This window comes from Rossellomorea sp. GQ25 (assembly GCF_059758515.1).
The window spans coordinates 476,329-495,203 of record NZ_JCAXEQ010000003.1; the positions used below are offsets into that span (position 1 = coordinate 476,329).

An 18,875-nucleotide genomic window follows, 5' to 3' on the forward strand; every position below is an offset into this window, starting at 1 on the left:
GTGCAAGTTCATTGCATTTTGTGGATGATATATTCGATAATAGGAAATGTCTTGAAGATATTTTGGGTAACGAAATTATTTGACCCTTATAGAATACAAGGAGGTAACAAATAATGAATGAATTTACTTTTTACAATCCTACCAAATTGATTTTTGGAAAAGGACAAGTAGAACAACTGAAAGAATTGGTACCTCAATATGGTGAAAAAGTGCTTGTCGTATATGGTGGCGGAAGCATTAAGCGTAATGGGTTATACGATCAGGTAATGTCTGTATTGAAAGATATTGACAGCGAAGTATTTGAACTTTCCGGAGTAGAACCGAATCCACGTCTTTCCACAGTCAGACGAGGTGTAGAAATAAGTAAAGAAAATAATATTGAATTTATTTTAGCTGTCGGTGGCGGAAGTGTCATCGACTGTACAAAAGCAATTGCTGCAGGTGCAAAATATGATGGTGATGCCTGGGATCTTGTAACGAAGAAAGCTTTTGCGAAAGAAGCTCTTCCATTCGGCACAGTCCTGACTCTAGCAGCGACCGGTTCAGAAATGAATGCAGGATCTGTTATCACGAATTGGGAAACAAATGAGAAATATGGTTGGGGTAGCCCGGTGACATTCCCGCAATTCTCTATCCTGGATCCGGAAAATACGTTCACAGTACCGAAAGATCATACCATCTACGGTATGGTGGATATGATGAGTCATGTGTTTGAGCAGTATTTCAATAATGCAACAAACACACCACTTCAGGACCGTATGTGTGAGTCTGTTCTAACTACGGTTATCGAAACAGCTCCGAAGTTGATCAATGATCTTGAAAACTATGAGCTTCGTGAGACTATTCTGTACTCTGGAACAATCGCCCTTAATGGAATGCTGCAAATGGGCTACAACGGTGACTGGGCTAGTCATAATATTGAACATGCTGTATCAGCCGTATATGACATCCCGCATGCTGGTGGACTCGCGATTCTATTCCCTAACTGGATGAAGCATAACCTGAAAGTGAATCCTTCACGATTTGCTCAACTTGCAGAACGAGTATTCAATGTCGACCCTGCTGGTAAGCCAGAAGAGGAAGTGGCACTGGAAGGGATCAAAAAGCTTCGTGGATTCTGGACGAGCATCGGAGCCCCGTCCCGCTTAGCTGATTATGATATCGACGACAGTCAACTGGACCTGATGGCCGACAAAGCGATGGTGAACGGCGAATTTGGTAACTTCAATAAATTAAACAAAGACGACGTTCTTGCTATTTTGAGCGCATCCCTTTAAAACGATATTGGGAGGGACGGACCTTGAACAAGGTCCGTCCCTCTTTTTGGTTTGCTGAACCATAATTAGGGGAATATAAGCGGGTGAGTACGGTTGTTGAAAAAAGTTTTTAATGAACACGCTTACATAAAGTGAGCTTTCTTGATTCTCGGGTCAGCTTTCGATAAAGTGAGATAGAAGAAAATATTTTAATCGGAGGATGGTTATGACACACATTCGTTTTGATTATTCAAAAGCGTTATCGTTTTTTGGAGAACACGAACTTACATACTTAAGTGATGCCGTTAAGGTTGCTCATCACTCGTTACATGAACAAACTGGTGCAGGAAACGACTTCCTGGGATGGGTCGACCTTCCTGTTGAGTACGATAAAAAAGAATTTTCCCGCATTCAGAAATCAGCAGAGAAAATTAAAAATGATTCCGATGTCCTTCTTGTCATCGGTATTGGTGGATCTTACTTGGGAGCCCGTGCGGCGATTGAAATGCTGAACCACAGCTTCTATAATGCTCTTCCGAAAGAAAAGCGTTCCACTCCACAAGTCCTGTTTGTTGGACAAAACATCAGCTCCACATATATGAGAGACTTAATGGACCTTCTTGAAGGAAAAGATTTCTCCATCAATGTGATATCGAAGTCCGGTACTACGACTGAACCAGCAATAGCTTTCCGTATCTTCCGTAAAATGCTGGATGAAAAGTACGGGGTGGAAGAGGCTCGCAAACGCATCTATGCGACAACGGATAAATCGAAGGGTGCCCTTAAAACATTGGCATCTGACGAAGGCTATGAAACATTCGTTGTTCCTGATGATATCGGCGGTCGCTATTCTGTTCTGACAGCAGTTGGGCTGCTTCCGATTGCTGTTAGCGGAGTGGAAATCGAGACGATGCTGAACGGTGCTGCACAGGCCCGTGAAGATTTCGGCAAATCCGAGCTGTCCGAAAACCCTGCTTATCAATATGCAGCGGTCCGTAACGCCCTATATAATAAAGGAAAAACAATCGAAATGCTCATTAACTATGAGCCTGGATTACAATACTTTTCGGAATGGTGGAAGCAGCTGTTTGGTGAAAGTGAAGGGAAAGACCAAAAAGGGATTTATCCTTCTTCAGCTAACTTCTCAACGGATCTTCATTCTCTTGGACAATATGTTCAAGAAGGACGCCGTGACATTTTTGAGACGGTTATCAAGGTTTCAGAGCCTCGTCATGAGCTGAAAATCGAGAAGGCGGACAGTGATCTGGACGGCTTAAACTATTTAGCCGGTGAAACAGTGGATTTTGTAAACAATAAAGCGTTTGAAGGGACATTGCTTGCCCATACAGATGGTGGCGTACCAAACCTGATCGTAGAAATTCCTGCAATGGATGCATACACATTCGGTTACCTGGTGTACTTCTTCGAGAAAGCATGTGCGATGAGTGGATACCTGCTTGGTGTGAATCCATTTGATCAACCGGGAGTGGAAGCATACAAAGTAAATATGTTCGCCCTTCTTGGAAAACCAGGCTTTGAAGAGAAGAAGGCGGAGCTTGAAAAACGTCTTAAATAAGGATTGAGCACTGAGGGAAATCTCAGTGCTCTTTTTACATTTTTCTTTCACTTTAGGAGAAACTATCCCTAAAAGAAAGGGGATGGATCCACGTGATAGAGCTTTCATCTAACATTGAAGGACGGCATTACCAATTGTATAAGCTTGAACAGCTATTAAAGCCGCTTGGATATTCGATAGGTGGTAATTGGGATTATGATCACGGCTATTTCGATTACAAAATTGATGACGAAGTGGGTTACCAGTATTTGAGAGTACCGTTTACGTCTGTTGACGGACAATTGGATTCAAGGGGGGCCACGGTAGAATTCGGTAAACCGTTCCTTCTCTCTCATAAATACAAGCGTGGCTTGGACGATTACGCATCAACCGGAACCTTCTCAGGCTCGGTCAATCAATTTTCTGAACCACAAGATTCTGATGCAAGCTTCCCGGAAGAGTATATTGAAGTCGGGAAAGACCTTGTAAAAGAGCTGGAGAACGTTCTATTCTCTAGCTAGAGATCACAAGTAGCTCATCCGTTTCTTCAACCAAAGTCGTCAAAGGAGGATTCACAGTCGTGTTTTCTCCTTTTTTTATGCCTAAAAGGATGATATTATTCTTTAAAAGATTTGTACTTAACGAGTGAAAGCTCTCATTGATGTGTTCTCCTGAAACAGGTATCAGCTTTAAATTGTTTCCTTTTAAATGATTCAATAATTTTAAGATGGTTTTAGACATCCCTTGAGAAATGATACTGTTCATCATCACATAGCTTGTTTGCATATTCGTTTGAATCACTTCATCGGCTCCTGCCCGCTCGGCATTCGCTACTTGATCTTTCTGGAGGATTTCAACGACCGTATATAAATCAGGGTGATTCCCTTTAATGGCAAGAAGAGTTAAGACAGAATTCATGTCTGCCGTTATCTCATCTTTATTTTGATCAGCGGTAATGATGGCGATCGATGCTTCATGGAGATTTACTTTTTTTAAAATGGCATCTCTAAAAGGGGTTCCCTTAACAAAATGGATATGGTTATTATTGTATGGATTCTTTTGCAGGGTTTCATCGACCAAAATGATATCACATTGGGACTGCAGGGAAGTTAGTTGGTTAATCACTTCACGCGTCCGCTCATTCCACCCTACGACTACAACATGATCCTTCCCCTTGAATGTTGCTTTGCCTTCCAAATAAGCATTTTGTGTCATGACCGTTTCGGCTGCAAGCATGACAAAATAAGTAGAAAGAAAACCGGCACCTACTAAAATGAGAATTATGCCAATCAGTCTGCCTTCAAACGATGTAGGAACAAAATCTCCATAACCCACAGTGGAAGTCGTAATAATCGCCCACCAGATCCCATCGAATAGAGAAGGGAAGGTATCGGGCTCTATGTAATGAATAATCGTTCCAAAAGAGAGCATCAGTGTAATCGCAATCATAAATATCCGAACAACTAAAGGCCAGCGCAAAAATCCCTGAAACATCTGCTGTACCATTCTACCAGCTCCTTTTCATCTGCACTGACCATTATTGCCTATTCAGGTTCTTCTCATAACTATGAAAGCCATTCTTTCTTTAACAAGCTGTACATGTAAGCATCATATTTATGGTCATCTTGAAGAATATACTCTCTGAGTAATCCTTCCTGTTTGAAACCAAGCTTTTCAATCACTCTTGAAGAAGCTTTATTAAATGGGACGATCACTGCCCCTACACGGTTCATTCCTCTATTTGTAAACAGATAGGTAAGTAAAGGAGAGAGTGCCTCTCCCATGATACCTTTACCCCAATGTCCGGGACTCAAGTCATAGCCTATTTCGCAGCGTTTATAGGCTTTGGAAATGGCGTGAAATCCGCATGTACCGAGTATTTTGTCAGTGGTATTCTCCACAATCGCCCAGCGCATGGGACCGCCTGTTTCAAGGTGCTTATCGTAGTTCTCTACCATACTGACAGCCACTTCTTTCGATTCGATCGGACTCATGCCAAAATAGCGGAGCACGTCCTCAGAAGTGTAAAGCTCATAAAGAAAATCAACATCTTTCATAGTGAGCTGTCTCAGTATGAATCTCTCGGTCTCTAAAACTGGATATTTTTCCATTATTTTCAACCCCTTTGTACATGAAAGTATATCATGGAAGTTCCCGGTTGAGGTTGAAAAGAAAAAACGAATAAAGAAAAAACCTTGGGATAATCCCAAGGTTTTTTTGGTATGGAGCATAGCGGGATCGAACCGCTGACCTTTTGGCTGCCAGCCAAACGCTCTCCCAGCTGAGCTAATGCCCCGTGAATCGGTCATGATTAATTATAAAAAAGTACCCGGCATTCGTCAATCATTTTTTTGCTTTTTTTTGTACTGGAATGTGAAACGATTTAAAAAGGCTTCGAACCAATGGTTCAAAGCCTTTTTAGATGTGAACCAAATCTGATCACTCCACATCTTCATCCTTTCATCTATTCAACAACTCTAAACCTTTCACCATTGCCAACGCTTCTTTATCGGCAATCACCGTGACGTGTTCGTGGCGATTCAAGATAGAAGCAGGGAAGTTCTCAGAGATTTCTCCTTCAACTAACTTTTTCATGGCCACTTGTTTAGCCTCACCTGAAACAAGCAGAAGGATTTCTTTGCTCTTCATAATCGTAGAAATCCCCATCGTAATGGCTTGTGCAGGTACTTCATCAATCGAGTCAAAATAACGGGCATTTGCCTCACGTGTAGACTGAGCAAGCTCGACAATGTGGGTGTTAGAATCAAAAGAAGTACCTGGTTCATTAAATCCGATATGTCCGTTGCTGCCGATTCCCAGAATTTGAAGATCGATTCCTCCATGTAAACGGATCTTTTCATCATATGCCTCACATTCCTTTTCGAGGTCGACTGCTTTTCCAGAAGGAATGTGGGTGTTCTCTGATTCAATATCAATATGTTTAAATAGGTGGTCATTCATGTAATGGTAGTAGCTGTTAGGGTGTTTACCGGACAATCCGATGTATTCGTCCAAATTAAATGAAGATACATGTTGATAGGAAGTCCTGTTCTGTTTATGGTCATTTATTAATGCCTCATAAAGACCTTGTGGTGTTCCGCCTGTGGCCAATCCCAGTGTCAGTTGTTCAGAGCTTTTTACCTTGGATAATAAATAGTCTTTAGCGACTTGACTCATTTCCTGGTAGTCTTTCACTTCAATTAGTTTCATGAGTATCATCCTCTCGAATATAGGCTATTTTTCCTTTACAAATCGTTGTGTATACATCTTTGTTTTTGTCTAATATGACAATGTCTGCATCTTTCAGGGGAGCAAGGCTTCCTTTTCGATCAAAGACATTTAATTGTCTGGCAGGATTTTCAGCGGTCATTTTGATCGCACTTCTCAAATCCCCGGTTGTGAATTCCTGGATATTTGTAAAGGCATCTTTCATCTTCAGTACGCTTCCTGCTAATGTGTCCTCGTCTAATAAGGCTTTCCCGTCCTTAACCGTCACCATCTGGCCGCCAAGATCATACTGGCCATTCTTCAAGCACTTGGCTCTCATGGAATCAGTGATGAGGATTAATCGCTCGTCTGTAATTTGATTGAAGGCCAATTGAATCACTTCTGGTCGAACGTGGATGCCGTCTGAAATTATTTCCACCATTAATTCCTGTCGTAAGAAGGAAGCTCCGACAATTCCAGGCTCACGATGATGAAGTCCCGACATTTGATTAAATAGATGGGTAACATGGGACAAGCCGGCATCGATGGCTTCCCCGACTTGATCGAAGGTAGCACTGGAATGCCCCACTGAAGCAACAATCCCATTCTCTTTTAAGTAACGGATCAATTCGTAGTCATCATCAAGTTCGGGAGCAAGTGTGACTAATTTTATATGGTTTTGAGATAGGGCCTGCCAGTGTTTAAACAATTTCACATTCGGTTTTTGAATTAGATTGAGAGGCTGAGCACCTGCTTTGTCAGTATTAATAAACGGACCTTCTAAATGAATGCCCAGAATTTCCGCCTGACCAGCTTTTTGGTCCCTAGTCATATAATCAGCCGTCGTTTTCAATGCCTTTTCGATTGCATCCAATCCTTCCGTCATGGTTGTCGCAAGGAAGCTCGTGGTTCCTTCTTTCGGAAGTGTCCCGGTCATCGTATCAAGAGCTTCTTGCGTCGCATCCATAGTGTCGGCTCCATTTACTCCATGAATATGAATATCTATCATTCCTGGGACAACACTATACCCATGGGGAAGAGAAATCACTTTATACTCTTCTGAATGGGTTAACTGGGAACGGTCACCCATTTCGGTTATCTTTCCATACTCTATTTTGATATACCCTTGTTTATATACTGTATCTTCTGCATAGATGTTTCCATCTAGGATAAGAAGTTTTTCTGTATGTGAGGTCATCTCATATCACTCCTTGAGTACTTTACACTTCTACAATAACACCGGATAGTATAGATGTCTATACCAGTTTATATTTGGACAGTGTAATTTTTAATTTAAATTTAATCTTACTTATTAACTCATCAAATCTCAATTTATATTCATAAAATTGGTATAGACATCTATTCCTTTTTAATGATATGATTTGCCTTGTTAAACGCTTTCACATGAAATAAAAGGAGAGAATAAAATGTTAGGTTTCTTACAACGAATCGGTAAATCGCTCATGCTTCCAATCGCTGTGCTTCCTGCAGCTGCATTATTGCTGCGCTTAGGTCAGGATGACTTATTAGGAATCGCGTTCATGTCCGAAGCAGGAGATGCCATATTTAAAAACTTAGCCTTAATCTTTGCCATCGGAGTGGCAATCGGATTTTCGAAAGATGGAAATGGTACGGCTGGATTAGCCGGAGCCATTGGTTACCTGGTATTAACGGGCGGGTTAAAAGCCCTTGATCCGGATTCCAACATGGCGATTTTTGGCGGGATCATATCCGGGGTCGTGGCAGGTTTATTATATAACCGTTTCAATGATATTAAACTTCCGGCCTGGCTGGGCTTCTTCGGGGGCAGACGTTTCGTTCCGATCGTAACCGCTGCGTCCATGGTTGTACTCGCAGGGATATTTGGAATCATCTGGCCACCAATCCAGAGTGGGATCAATTCCATTGGTGAATGGATCATCGGTGCCGGAGCCACGGGAGTCGGTGTGTTCGGCCTACTGAATCGTCTCTTGATTCCAGTCGGGCTGCATCACGTGTTGAATACACTTGTATGGTTTGAATTTGGAACATTTAAAGATGCAGCAGGAGAAATTGTGAAGGGAGATATTCCACGTTTCTTTGCGAAGGATCCGACAGCTGGAACGTTCCAAACTGGATTCTTCCCGATCATGATGTTCGGCCTCCCTGCAGCGTGTCTTGCGATGATTGTGACAGCGAAAAAGCATTTACGTGCCAATGTATCGGGAATGTTAATCGGGTTAGCCGTCACTTCATTCTTAACAGGGATCACCGAGCCAATTGAATTCAGTTTCATGTTCTTATCTCCTGTTCTTTATGGAATACATGCTGTATTAACAGCAAGTTCCATGGTCATCACATACGTGCTTGGCATCCACCACGGTTTTGGTTTCTCAGCAGGTGCCTTTGATTACATCTTGAACTTCAATATCGGTCAAAAACCTTGGCTGTTATTAGGAGTAGGTATTCTTTATGGAATCATCTACTTCCTCGTATTCACTTTCTTGATCAAGAAGTTCAATTTGAAGACACCAGGTCGTGAAGATGATGAAGATGTGGTAGTAGCAGATGAGAACTCAGGCGGAAATAGTAAATATGAAACAATGGCCACACATTTTCTGAAAGATCTTGGTGGAAAAGAAAACCTGGCCGTTATCGACAACTGTGCCACACGATTACGATTACAAATCAATGATGTCACACTGGTAGATGAAAAAGCGTTAAAAGCACATGGGGCTAAAGGTGTGATGAAGGTGAACAATAAAAACCTTCAAGTCATAGTAGGGACCGATGTGGAATTTGTTGCAGATGAGTTGAGAAAGTTAAAATAAAGGAGGGGGCAGACGGGTTTGTCGTATTTGGCAAAACCCGTCTGCCACTTTCATATAGACATCGGATAATTGTCTGTTATAAACATGGTGTATATTATAAAATAAAATATAAATCATTGTATCGAAAGGAGAAGCGTTCGTGGTAAATAAAAATTCTCCTCTTCCTTTGTATTATCAGTTAGAAGAACACCTTAAACATTTAATACAGTCTGAAGAGCTAAAACCGGGTGATGCCCTTCCGTCTGAGAGGGAGCTTGCTGAATCGTTTAAAATCAGCAGGATGACCGTGAGACAGGCGATTACCAATCTTGTGAATAAAAATGTGTTATATAGAGAAAAAGGGCGTGGGACATTCGTCTCCCATCGGAAAATTGAACAAAGCCTCCAAGGATTAACAAGCTTCAGTGAAGACATGAAGAGTCGCGGATTGGAGCCCGGGAATAAGTTACTGCATTTCGAAATTTCTCCGGTCGTAGACGATATTCAGGAACTTCTTTCGTTAGAGGAAGAAGAGCTTGTGTACACAATGAAGCGAATCCGTCTCGCGAATGGTGAACCGATGGCACTGGAAACAAGTTTTATTCCAGTAAAGCTGCTGCCTGGTTTGAACCAGGAAATATTGGAAAGATCACTGTACCATTATATTGAAAGCGAGCTGAACCTTCACATCAGTCATGCCACGCAATCAGTGGAAGCGGCAATTGTAACGGAAGAGGATACGAAGCATCTAAAGGTGAAGAGCGGGGAGCCGGTTCTGCTCATCCAACGGGATTCATTTCTGGAAGACGGTACCCCTTTTGAGTTGGTACGATCGATTTATCGAGCTGATAAATATAAATTTAAAATCAACTTGGACAGACTGTGAAAAGAGTAGGAACCCTATTATATAAAGGGCTCCTACTCTTTTTCTCTATAATCCTTTTGTTAACAGGGGAATACGCTTACGATATTTTTCGATTAAGTCTTTGTTATGACCATCTGCCCCATCCACGTTTCCGCTGATGAAGATAGGCGGCTCAAATCCGTCTACTACCATGTTTTCAATGGCACCTGCCATGACGCTGTTCAATATCGCCGCTCCGATGACAGTTGAAGATGGAGAGAATGGAACAGACACTCTTGGATCAGTCAGTACTGCATCACCTATAACAGAGTGATTATTTATGGCAAGATCAACTACTTCACTCAGAAATTTTCCACTGGGATGTCGGGACGTTTCCTTCTTCACGTAATCAAAGGAACTGATGGACACAACATAAGCGCCCCTTTCTTTCGCATGAAGAGCTACCTCGATGGGAACGGGATTTTTTCCTGATGTGGAGAAAACCATCACCACATCATGAGGCTGAATATCTTGCGCATTCATAAACTCACTCGCATACCCTTTTGCTCTTTCTAACTGAGAAGATCGTACGGCTCCTTCATGAAGCATGAGTGGCTCTATCAAAATCGGGTTGATCGGAACCAGTCCACCTGCTCTGTAGAATACTTCTTCTCCGAGGATGTGAGAGTGACCGCATCCGAAGAGCTGGATGATGCCACCCTCTTGAATGGAAGAAGAAATCTTTTGAGCAAGTTCTGCCATTTTTTCAGCTTCATTGGTTTGAACAACATGTAACTTTTCCTGGATTTTTTCAAAGTATGTAGAAATCATTTTTTTCCCGCTTTCTTTTTTTCTTTCAGCATATCATATTTTTTATGAACGCCTTAGAAGAGGGAATAAATACTGACAAATCCGACAAATGCTGCTGCAATAAATGATAAATAGGCTGAAGACTTTCTTTTTGTCTGTAACTCTGAAAGTCCCATAACTAAAAGCGTGGCTCCTAAAGAAAGAAACATGATGGTCGTAATGAACTCAGGTGGATTATCACTTAATAAACCGTACAGGGCAAAAGTGATAGCGATTGTGGAAAAAAGGATTCTTAACTTGAACAGCATGAAATTCACTCCTGACTCTTTAGATAAGACTATAATAACATTTATTTCCACTCTTATTTGAAAATCTTTGCTCTACACACTTTACATGTTATCTTTACGCTAAATCATGGTAACATAAGGAGTAATGAACTGTACGGAGGACATCTATGCGTATTTTTAGAATTTTAAACAACAATGCTGTTGTAGTGGTGGACGGGCCGCAGGAGAAAATTGTGATGGGGAGCGGGATTGCCTTTCAGAAGAAGCGAAATGATATCATCCCCAAGAACAAAATTGAAAAGATTTTTGTCCTTCATGAGCAATCCTCCGAGAAATTCCAGCAGCTACTGGCTACCTTGCCGGAGGAACATATTGATATCGCTGAAAACATCATCAGCTATGCAGAGGGACATTTAAATGCCCCTCTTAGCGATCATATTCATATCGCACTGACGGATCACCTTTCCTTTGCACTTGAAAGACTGCAGCAAGGAATTCCCATCCAAAATAAGCTCTTAAACGAAATCAAGCTGCTTTATAAAAAGGAATATGAAGTCGGGGTGTGGGCAAAAGAAGAGATCAGGCAGAAACTCGGTATCGAAATTCCTGATGATGAGGCGGCACATATTGCTCTTCATATTCATACGGCGAAGATGGATGCTCCGTCAATGAGCGAATCGTTGAAGCATGCAACGATCCTGAGAGATTTTGTCGAGCAGGTAGAGTCGATTCTTTCCATAGAAGTAGAAGAGTCGAGCATCAACTATCAACGATTGATCACCCATCTCCGTTTTGCGCTAAATCGGATTGAGCAGGGAGACCAGTTTGATCCTATCGATGAAGACATGCTTGAACTCATTCAGATGAAATACAAAAGGGCTTACGAGTGCTCAAAGGGAATCACAAAATATCTGCAAGAAGAATACAGCACTCGTTTCCCGCCTTCAGAGGTTGCGTATATCGCTCTGCATATTCAACGCCTCTTAAAGTAAATGGTTGACGGTAACGTTTTCATATTGTAGAATAAACTCATCAATTTCATACAGTAGGATTGTTACTGATCATGCAGGCAAGACCTAGAATCTTTAAGACGATAATGGTAAGCGTCTCTCTTTGACCTACCTCTATCCTCTTAAGGGTACTAGGTCTTTTTTTATTGATATTTTTGAAAAAATAGGAGGGATTCAGGATGAATTATCGTGAAGTTGCAGAACAGCTTGTCCCGTTATTGGGCGGCAAGAATAATGTGGTAAGTGCCACTCATTGTGCGACGCGTCTGCGTCTTGTGATTGACGACGAAAGTCAGATAGATAAAGGTGCCATCGAGGAATTGGATGGTGTGAAAGGGGCATTCTCAAGCTCCGGTCAGTTCCAGATAATATTCGGGACAGGGAATGTAAACAAAGTATTTGAACATTTCGGCCCTCTTGTTGGAGCATCAGTTGAAGATAAGTCACCAACGGGTGAGTCTCACAGCAATGCAGCAAAACGGAAGATGAACCCATTTGCCCGTTTTGCCCGTACACTGTCAAACATATTTGTACCCATCATCCCGGCAATCGTAGCGGCTGGGATGTTAATGGGGCTCCTTGGCCTGATAAGAACGTATAAATGGGTCGATCCTGAAAGCGGTCTATTCGTGATGTTGGACATGTTCTCTTCTGCAGCCTTTATCATTTTACCGATCTTAATCGGGATGAGTGCAGCGAAGGAATTTGGGGCGAATGGTTACTTAGGTGCTGTTATCGGGGGGATCATGACCCACCCCTCATTATTAAATCCATGGGGTCTTGCTGATGCACAGCCATCAACCCTTGATTTCTTCGGATTTGGCGTAGAAATGCTCGGATACCAAGGTACGGTTATTCCAGTACTTTTAACCGTTTACTTAATGGCAAAGATTGAAAAAGGCTTACGCAAAATTGTACCGAATACCGTTGATTTATTGGTGACACCATTCTTGACGGTCATCTTCACAGGATTTACCGCCCTGCTTATCGTTGGACCACTTGGAAGAATTCTCGGTAACGGAATCACAACGGTTCTGGATGTTGTCTACAACACAGCTGGTCCGATAGCCGGACTGATCTTTGGTGGATTGTATTCAACAATCGTATTAACCGGTGTTCATCACAGCTTTCATGCCATCGAGGCTGAGCTGTTATCAAACATCGGCGGAAACTATTTGCTGCCAATTTGGGCGATGGCCAACGTTGCACAAGGTGGGGCAACCCTCGCCGTCTTCTTTAAAACGAAAAACAAGAAAACGAAGGAAATTGCCGTACCGGCAGCCGTTTCTGCTTTCCTGGGAATTACAGAACCGGCTATCTTCGGGGTTAACTTAAAGCATCGCCGCCCATTTATTGGAGCAGCCATCGGTGGAGCACTTGGAGGAGCTTACGTGGTATTCACTCAAGTGATGGCCAACGGAATAGGACTAACGGGTATTCCGATGTTTGCGATCGCTCAAGACCCACTTAATTATGGAATCGGATTTGTCATCGCTGTAACAGGAGCATTTGTAGCAACCTTATTACTGGGTTGGAAAGAAGAAACAAAATAAATAGAATCTTTATCCTTACTAGTCACCTGACTAGTAAGGATTTGCTATATTTAAAGTAGAACCGAATGGAACGAGGAGGAACTCGATATGAAACAGGGAATTATCTCACTGGGTGAAGCACTGATAGACTTCATCCCTTTAGACGAACAAAATACTACCTTTCAAAAAAGTCCCGGAGGAGCTCCTGCCAATGTGGCTGTTGGACTGGCTAGATTAGGCGCGAGGTCTACCTTTTTAGGAAAAGTGGGAGAGGATGTATTAGGAAATTTCCTGCAAGATACCCTTCAGGAATATGGTGTTCGGACCAATCAAATGCTTTTATCTCCTGATGTCCGTACGGGAGTGGTATTTGTAACGAACGGAGAAGACGGAGAGCGCAGCTTTGACTTTTATATTGATCCGAGTGCGGACCGATTTCTCCAAGTGAATGATATAGACGAAGAGGATTTCGTTTCCCATAAAATCCTTCATTTTGGTTCCATCTCTATGATCAGCTCTCCAGCGAAGGAAGCGACGCATCATGCTGTGAAAGTAGCGAAAGAGAATGGTTTATTGGTTTCGTATGATCCGAATTTACGATTAGGATTATGGGATTCTGAGGGAAATGCCCGAGAAACGATTAAGAGCATGCTTTCTGAAGCGGATGTTTTGAAAATTTCTGAGGAAGAACTCGAATTTATTACTGGTGAAGAAGAGATTGAAGCAGGGGTAGCGAAACTAAAATCATACAATATTCCTTTCTTGATTATTACGATGGGGGCAGAAGGAAGCTATGTTTACGTAGGAGATGCTCGTCAGTATATACCTGCCATGAAGGTGAAATCAGTGGATACAACGGGGGCCGGGGATGCGTTTGTATCTGGGATTCTCTATTCTCTTCATGAATACAAAGGGAATGTTGCATCCTTATCAATAGAAGAAGCAGCCCGCATGGCTCAATTTGCAGCCGTATCCGGTGCACTTGCTGCCTCAACAAAAGGGGCGATGACCGCTCTTCCTACTCTAGAAGAAATAAACCATCATCTAGAGAAGGGTGAAGGACGATGACAAAAGATGAACAGCTGCGAAAAGAAGCATATGAGGAAATTAAAAAACACAAAAATGTCGTAGAGAAAGACCCCTACCGTCTTCATTATCACCTCATGCCTCCTGTGGGATTGCTGAATGACCCGAACGGATTTATCCAATTCAAAGGGGTCTATCATTTGTATTACCAGTGGATGCCATTTAAAACCGGACATGGTGCAAAGTTCTGGGGTCATTACTCTTCAAAGGATTTAGTCAACTGGAACCATGAAGAAATCGCCCTCACTCCATCGGAATGGTTTGAGAAAAACGGTTGTTATTCCGGAAGTGCCATTGAGCATGACGGGAAAATCTATGCGTACTATACAGGGAATGTGAAGGACGAGGAAGGGAATCGGGAATCCTATCAGTGCTTAGCTCTTTCGGAAGACAGCATTCATTTTGACAAAAAAGGTCCCGTCGTTCACTTACCGGAAGGATTTACAGCCCATTTCCGCGATCCCAAGGTGTGGGAACAGGATGGAACGTATTTTATGGTCGTAGGCGCACAGACAACAGAGTTAAAAGGGGCTGTCGCTTTGTTGCAATCGGAGAATCTAATTGATTGGGAGTATCGGGGTGTCCTTGCAGGTGGAGGCGGGGGCAAGCTTGCTGACTTCGGTTATATGTTTGAATGTCCTGACCTTTTTAAGTTGGGAGATCAGGACATCCTTGTTTTCTCTCCGCAGGGAATCGAAGGTGTTGGAATGAAGTATCAGAATGTGTATCAGGCAGGCTATGTTGCCGGACACTTTGATTCAGCTGCAGGAACGTTTGAACATGGGGATTTCGAAGAATTGGACCGCGGCTTTGACTTCTATGCTCCACAAACGACAGTCGACGACAAGGGACGCCGTATTCTATTTGCCTGGATGAGTGTACCTGATCAAAATGAACAGGATCATCTTACCATTGAACATAAATGGCTTCATACGATGACCTTGCCTCGGGAGATGAAGCTTGTGAACGATAAGGTGAGACAGGTTCCTCTTGAAGAATTGCGGGATTTAAGAGCCGGAGAAGCTATAGAACACGAGGTTGAATTGGATAAAGAAAGCCGAGAACTCAATGGTGTAAACGGAAAAGCGTTTGAATTGGAGATCGGGGATCTGTCTCTTTCTGAAGGATGGTTTGACCTTTCCATTGGAGATGGTGTAAGACTCGTCTATTCTACCGGGGAACAAGTGGTGACTCTTGAGCGAAAAAGCTACGTTAATGGAGTGGTAGAGAAGCGGCAATGTAAAGTGATGAATTTGAATTCATTAAGACTGTTTGTTGACACTTCTTCCATTGAAGTATTTATAAATGAAGGAGAAGAAACGTTTACAGCCCGATTCTATCCATCACCAAAAAACGATACTGTACGTTTCGGAGCTTCAAATCAGGCTCGATTTACCATTAGAAAATGGGATCTGGACCATGTAAACTTAAAATAGACCGCCGTTTTGGTGGTCTATTTTCTTTTTCTTACTACGCTCTTTTCGCAAAGATTGTTATTTTTTACATAAGCTCTGCCAAGGCTCTGTCAATTGAAAGCGAGCATCCTGTAGCGGAAATCAACTACTATTTTCTTCTCTAAAATAACAAAAATCTTTAAGAAAAGAGCCTCTTAATAATAGATAGATGTTATAGTAAGATAATATAAATTGGATTTCCTGAAAGGATTTTTCATGATGAATTATAAAATGATTGTACTAGACTTAGATGATACGTTATTACGAGATGACCAAACAATTTCGGGGCGTACAAAAGATGCTTTACTTCAAGCACAGGAAGCAGGAGTGAAAGTTGTTCTGGCATCCGGCCGCCCGACATTTGGAATGAGGTGGGTTGCAAGAGAACTGAAGCTGGATCAGTACGGAAGCTATATTCTTTCTTTCAATGGATCGAAAATAATAGATTGCAAGACAAACGAAGAGAAATACAGTCGAACACTATCAGCTGAAACCGTTCATCGCCTATATGATTTGAGTAAACGGGAAGGCGTTGGCATTCTGACATATGCTAATGATGCGATTGTTGTAGAAGAACCAAATGAATTTGCTTCTATTGAAAGTGAATTAACAGGGCTGCCTGTAAAGGTCGTTCCAAGCTTTAAAGAGGCTATTAACGAGCCTGTTGTAAAGGCACTCATGTTAAAAGAAGCCATTCGTTTGGTAGAGGTCGAGAAAAAACTTCAAACTGAACTGGAAGGTGAACTGAGTGTAATGCGCTCTAAACCATACTTCCTGGAATTTACGCAGCTGGGCGTGACGAAAGGGGCAAGCCTTGACTACCTGATCAAGCCAATGGGCATTAAAGCGGAAGAGGTCATCGCCATCGGAGACAGCTATAACGACCTTGCCATGATTGAATTCGCCGGTCTTGGCGTCGCAATGGGAAATGCTCCGGGAGATATTAGAGAAAAGGCAGATTTTGTAACAGCTTCTAATATGGAAGATGGCGTAGCAGAAGTAGTTGAGAAGTTTGTATTGAACAGATTGTCCCGCATTTAAGGGATATAGGGGTGGTTGGAGTCTTTGCTTTGGGCTCAAGTCACCCCATAAAAAGAGCCAAACCCAAAAATCAGATTCAACCCCAACCCCTACTTATGATCGCACTCCCGATCAAACTCCGAACCATATTCAGGACCCATGCCCCGCTCTCCACTTGAACCGCTTCCTTTAGAGCCTACCCGATCGATATCCGGAAGTTTCCGGTTGACGAATTTCGGAGGAAGGGGCTGAATTCCGAGAAAACAGTTGCAGTTAATGCTGATACATTTGTCGGTTTGATAAAGGGCAAATAACTCATCGACATCGTCGGTAATGTATCCGTCTATATCCATTCCGGCCAGTAACCGCAGTGTTGCACAGCCATCATCGATATCGATGATCTTAAAGAATATGGTGCAGTTGGAGTGTAATTGTGCTCGAAACGGCTCGCTATCTTCCTTTGTATATATAATAAATGGAATGGTGTCTACCTTGTCGTACTCACAAATGAACGTAAATTTTTGAGTAGCCAATTGAAATTGTTCCAGTAATAATTCATTCAGGATTTCGCATATACAGCTTTCGTGATGACAAATCATCGCCTCAAATCCTCCTTTCACCTGTCTCTAATCATTAGTGTATTTTTGTCTGTAAAAGTGGTGTAGTGCATATATAATGGTTTAGATTGTTTCTAAAAAAAATTGAATGCCTTTAGAGGCATCTTTTGCACGTCTCTCTGATTCCTGCACGGATTCACCGCTCGCCATTACATACCCGTAACGATGTCCCATGGAGGTTGGAGGGCGAAGTGTTTTTCCTTTTTTTGGTTTTATATATACTTCAATGATACCTTCTTGTTCTTCTGCCATGTTTTTGCCAATCACTTTTAACAGCTTGCCAGTCTTGTTGACTGTCATGTAGTAGGTGTAGATATGTTTTTCCCATTTGCGTTCGCTATGGTGAGGTTTACTAAGATATACCCCTAACGTTTCTTCCACTATGCTCAGTCCATATGCTTCTTCTATCATTTTGTTCATTGCTCCCCCGGAGATTCGGGGGTTGACTTCAATGAGTTTCCATTTATTCTTTACCAGCCGCATTTCTAAATGACAGCTTCCGTTAACAAACCCCAGGTCATTAACAATCTCTCCAACCTTTCTGACTAGTACCGGGTAATGGTATATGGGTGAAACACTATATCCGGTGACAATGAATCGTTTATGATAGTTGATTTGCTGTTTGATGACCACTGTAATCACGGGCTTGCGTTCTTTGATTACCACTTCGATTAAGTATTGAGGTCCCTCTAAGTATTCTTCTACAAGAAGGCTTGGAGGTTTTTTACGTTTTAATTTTTTTATGCCTGATGACAACTCATCCTCATTACGAATAAGGAGGACATCTTTTGACCCGTTAGAAATCGGTGATTTTAATACAATAGGATAGGAAAAGGTCTTTACACCCTCTTTAGAAAAGGGAGGCTCCATTTTAATGAAATCGGAAGAATATTCTTTTCCTGTCAGTTTCGTTCGGAGCACTGTTTTATCCATACAATCAGCAATCGGTTCTAAGGAAATTTCAGTTCCACAGAATTCATTAGAAAGTCGGGCCGCTACATAAACGTAAGAATCGAGAAAACTAATGATGCACGCTATTTTCTTTCCTTTCTGCTGAAGTATAGAAATTTCTCTCTTGATTGCTTCTTCATGCCTTAAATCTACTTCGTACATTTCGTCGACATCGTGAAAGAGTTCTCTTTCTCTTATAAATTTCCTGCTGTTAGTAAATAGAATAGTAGAGTAGCCCATTTTTTTTCCTGCTTTAATACCGTCCCGTGAGGAGCCTGATTGGTTTGTACCTATATAGATGATGTATTTATTCATGGGGAAAAAGCAGCTCCTTTATGTGTTTAGTCTCTACTCAGTATATGAGCTGTTTTTTGATAAGTATGGGCAACTAAAGGTGAAAACAGATAATTGGACGAACCTCGACAAAAGATTATACAGAGAGTCTCTTAGGGAAATG

18 protein-coding genes and 1 tRNA gene are annotated in these 18,875 nt (G+C 42.0%); 10 read left to right on the top strand and 9 right to left on the bottom strand.

What is annotated here, in order from left to right; genetic code table 11:
- The first annotated feature begins 113 nt into the window (after window positions 1-113).
- The 3 genes from AC6CIB_RS13205 (at window position 114) to AC6CIB_RS13215 (ending at window position 3,332) form a co-directional block, all read left to right on the top strand.
- Window positions 114-1,277: an iron-containing alcohol dehydrogenase gene (locus AC6CIB_RS13205; RefSeq protein WP_498281311.1), complete on the top strand. Its 1,164-nt coding sequence runs from the start codon at window positions 114-116 to the stop codon at window positions 1,275-1,277.
- Window positions 1,278-1,482: 205 nt separating this feature from the next.
- On the top strand, window positions 1,483-2,832 hold the full coding sequence (locus AC6CIB_RS13210; protein ID WP_498281313.1) for a glucose-6-phosphate isomerase: 1,350 nt from the start codon (window positions 1,483-1,485) through the stop codon (window positions 2,830-2,832).
- A 92-nt stretch (window positions 2,833-2,924) separates the two neighbouring features.
- On the top strand, window positions 2,925-3,332 hold the full coding sequence (locus tag AC6CIB_RS13215; protein WP_498281315.1) for a YugN-like family protein: 408 nt from the start codon (window positions 2,925-2,927) through the stop codon (window positions 3,330-3,332).
- Here AC6CIB_RS13215 and AC6CIB_RS13220 read toward each other — a convergent pair.
- From AC6CIB_RS13220 to nagA, 5 genes are all read right to left on the bottom strand, one after another.
- On the bottom strand, window positions 3,325-4,317 hold the full coding sequence (locus AC6CIB_RS13220; RefSeq protein ID WP_498281317.1) for a potassium channel family protein: 993 nt from the start codon (window positions 4,315-4,317) through the stop codon (window positions 3,325-3,327). The genes AC6CIB_RS13215 and AC6CIB_RS13220 overlap by 8 nt on opposite strands.
- Window positions 4,318-4,376: 59 nt before the next feature.
- Window positions 4,377-4,922: a GNAT family N-acetyltransferase gene (locus AC6CIB_RS13225; protein ID WP_498281319.1), complete on the bottom strand. Its 546-nt coding sequence runs from the start codon at window positions 4,920-4,922 to the stop codon at window positions 4,377-4,379.
- 112 nt (window positions 4,923-5,034) lie between these two features.
- Window positions 5,035-5,107, bottom strand: a tRNA-Ala gene (locus AC6CIB_RS13230).
- A 164-nt stretch (window positions 5,108-5,271) separates the two neighbouring features.
- Window positions 5,272-6,021: a glucosamine-6-phosphate deaminase gene (nagB, locus tag AC6CIB_RS13235; RefSeq protein WP_498281321.1), complete on the bottom strand. Its 750-nt coding sequence runs from the start codon at window positions 6,019-6,021 to the stop codon at window positions 5,272-5,274.
- On the bottom strand, window positions 6,008-7,216 hold the full coding sequence (gene nagA / locus AC6CIB_RS13240) for an N-acetylglucosamine-6-phosphate deacetylase (RefSeq protein WP_498281323.1): 1,209 nt from the start codon (window positions 7,214-7,216) through the stop codon (window positions 6,008-6,010). The genes nagB and nagA overlap by 14 nt, the downstream gene beginning before the upstream one ends.
- Before the next feature lie 229 nt (window positions 7,217-7,445).
- Here nagA and nagE point away from each other — a divergent pair, with 229 nt between their 5' ends.
- Both nagE and AC6CIB_RS13250 read left to right on the top strand, forming a co-directional pair.
- The gene (gene nagE, locus AC6CIB_RS13245) at window positions 7,446-8,828 is read left to right on the top strand and encodes an N-acetylglucosamine-specific PTS transporter subunit IIBC (protein WP_498281325.1); all 1,383 of its coding nucleotides are present in this window, start codon (window positions 7,446-7,448) and stop codon (window positions 8,826-8,828) included.
- A gap of 139 nt (window positions 8,829-8,967) precedes the next feature.
- Window positions 8,968-9,693, top strand: coding sequence for a GntR family transcriptional regulator (locus AC6CIB_RS13250; RefSeq protein WP_498281327.1), 726 nt, complete (start codon window positions 8,968-8,970; stop codon window positions 9,691-9,693).
- Between the two features lie 45 nt (window positions 9,694-9,738).
- On the opposite strand, the gene AC6CIB_RS13255 is transcribed toward AC6CIB_RS13250, so the two are convergent.
- Window positions 9,739-10,482, bottom strand: coding sequence for an SIS domain-containing protein (locus AC6CIB_RS13255; RefSeq protein WP_498281328.1), 744 nt, complete (start codon window positions 10,480-10,482; stop codon window positions 9,739-9,741).
- Window positions 10,483-10,535: 53 nt separating this feature from the next.
- A complete protein-coding gene (locus AC6CIB_RS13260; protein ID WP_498281330.1) occupies window positions 10,536-10,769 on the bottom strand; it encodes a DUF3953 domain-containing protein in 234 nt (77 codons plus the stop codon).
- A 146-nt stretch (window positions 10,770-10,915) separates the two neighbouring features.
- On the opposite strand from AC6CIB_RS13260, the gene AC6CIB_RS13265 reads away from it, so the two are divergent.
- The 5 genes from AC6CIB_RS13265 to AC6CIB_RS13285 all read left to right on the top strand — a co-directional run bounded on the left by AC6CIB_RS13265 (window position 10,916) and on the right by AC6CIB_RS13285 (window position 16,871).
- Window positions 10,916-11,740, top strand: coding sequence for a PRD domain-containing protein (locus tag AC6CIB_RS13265; RefSeq protein WP_498281332.1), 825 nt, complete (start codon window positions 10,916-10,918; stop codon window positions 11,738-11,740).
- A 197-nt stretch (window positions 11,741-11,937) separates the two neighbouring features.
- Window positions 11,938-13,311 (top strand): sucrose-specific PTS transporter subunit IIBC, encoded by a 1,374-nt coding sequence (locus AC6CIB_RS13270; protein WP_498281334.1) that lies wholly within the window; start codon window positions 11,938-11,940, stop codon window positions 13,309-13,311.
- Between the two features lie 87 nt (window positions 13,312-13,398).
- Window positions 13,399-14,358 (top strand): carbohydrate kinase family protein, encoded by a 960-nt coding sequence (locus AC6CIB_RS13275; RefSeq protein WP_498281336.1) that lies wholly within the window; start codon window positions 13,399-13,401, stop codon window positions 14,356-14,358.
- The gene (locus AC6CIB_RS13280; RefSeq protein WP_498281338.1) at window positions 14,355-15,812 is read left to right on the top strand and encodes a glycoside hydrolase family 32 protein; all 1,458 of its coding nucleotides are present in this window, start codon (window positions 14,355-14,357) and stop codon (window positions 15,810-15,812) included. Before AC6CIB_RS13275 ends, AC6CIB_RS13280 begins: the two co-directional genes overlap by 4 nt.
- 237 nt (window positions 15,813-16,049) lie before the next feature.
- Window positions 16,050-16,871: a Cof-type HAD-IIB family hydrolase gene (locus AC6CIB_RS13285; RefSeq protein WP_498281340.1), complete on the top strand. Its 822-nt coding sequence runs from the start codon at window positions 16,050-16,052 to the stop codon at window positions 16,869-16,871.
- 89 nt (window positions 16,872-16,960) lie between these two features.
- Here AC6CIB_RS13285 and AC6CIB_RS13290 read toward each other — a convergent pair whose 3' ends face one another.
- A complete protein-coding gene (locus AC6CIB_RS13290) occupies window positions 16,961-17,449 on the bottom strand; it encodes a CotY/CotZ family spore coat protein (protein ID WP_498281342.1) in 489 nt (162 codons plus the stop codon).
- An 81-nt stretch (window positions 17,450-17,530) separates the two neighbouring features.
- The gene (locus tag AC6CIB_RS13295) at window positions 17,531-18,733 is read right to left on the bottom strand and encodes an ATP-grasp domain-containing protein (RefSeq protein WP_498281344.1); all 1,203 of its coding nucleotides are present in this window, start codon (window positions 18,731-18,733) and stop codon (window positions 17,531-17,533) included.
- Window positions 18,734-18,875 lie beyond the last annotated feature (142 nt).

Coding starts and splice junctions, on each gene's coding strand:
- AC6CIB_RS13205 (WP_498281311.1), top strand. CDS start 114: ATGAATGAATTTACTTTTTACAATCCTACCAAATTGATTTTTGGAAAA.
- AC6CIB_RS13210 (WP_498281313.1), top strand. CDS start 1,483: ATGACACACATTCGTTTTGATTATTCAAAAGCGTTATCGTTTTTTGGA.
- AC6CIB_RS13220 (WP_498281317.1), bottom strand. CDS start 4,317: ATGGTACAGCAGATGTTTCAGGGATTTTTGCGCTGGCCTTTAGTTGTT.
- AC6CIB_RS13225 (WP_498281319.1), bottom strand. CDS start 4,922: ATGGAAAAATATCCAGTTTTAGAGACCGAGAGATTCATACTGAGACAG.
- nagB (WP_498281321.1), bottom strand. CDS start 6,021: ATGAAACTAATTGAAGTGAAAGACTACCAGGAAATGAGTCAAGTCGCT.
- nagA (WP_498281323.1), bottom strand. CDS start 7,216: ATGACCTCACATACAGAAAAACTTCTTATCCTAGATGGAAACATCTAT.
- nagE (WP_498281325.1), top strand. CDS start 7,446: ATGTTAGGTTTCTTACAACGAATCGGTAAATCGCTCATGCTTCCAATC.
- AC6CIB_RS13255 (WP_498281328.1), bottom strand. CDS start 10,482: ATGATTTCTACATACTTTGAAAAAATCCAGGAAAAGTTACATGTTGTT.
- AC6CIB_RS13260 (WP_498281330.1), bottom strand. CDS start 10,769: ATGCTGTTCAAGTTAAGAATCCTTTTTTCCACAATCGCTATCACTTTT.
- AC6CIB_RS13265 (WP_498281332.1), top strand. CDS start 10,916: ATGCGTATTTTTAGAATTTTAAACAACAATGCTGTTGTAGTGGTGGAC.
- AC6CIB_RS13270 (WP_498281334.1), top strand. CDS start 11,938: ATGAATTATCGTGAAGTTGCAGAACAGCTTGTCCCGTTATTGGGCGGC.
- AC6CIB_RS13275 (WP_498281336.1), top strand. CDS start 13,399: ATGAAACAGGGAATTATCTCACTGGGTGAAGCACTGATAGACTTCATC.
- AC6CIB_RS13280 (WP_498281338.1), top strand. CDS start 14,355: ATGACAAAAGATGAACAGCTGCGAAAAGAAGCATATGAGGAAATTAAA.
- AC6CIB_RS13285 (WP_498281340.1), top strand. CDS start 16,050: ATGAATTATAAAATGATTGTACTAGACTTAGATGATACGTTATTACGA.
- AC6CIB_RS13290 (WP_498281342.1), bottom strand. CDS start 17,449: ATGATTTGTCATCACGAAAGCTGTATATGCGAAATCCTGAATGAATTA.
- AC6CIB_RS13295 (WP_498281344.1), bottom strand. CDS start 18,733: ATGAATAAATACATCATCTATATAGGTACAAACCAATCAGGCTCCTCA.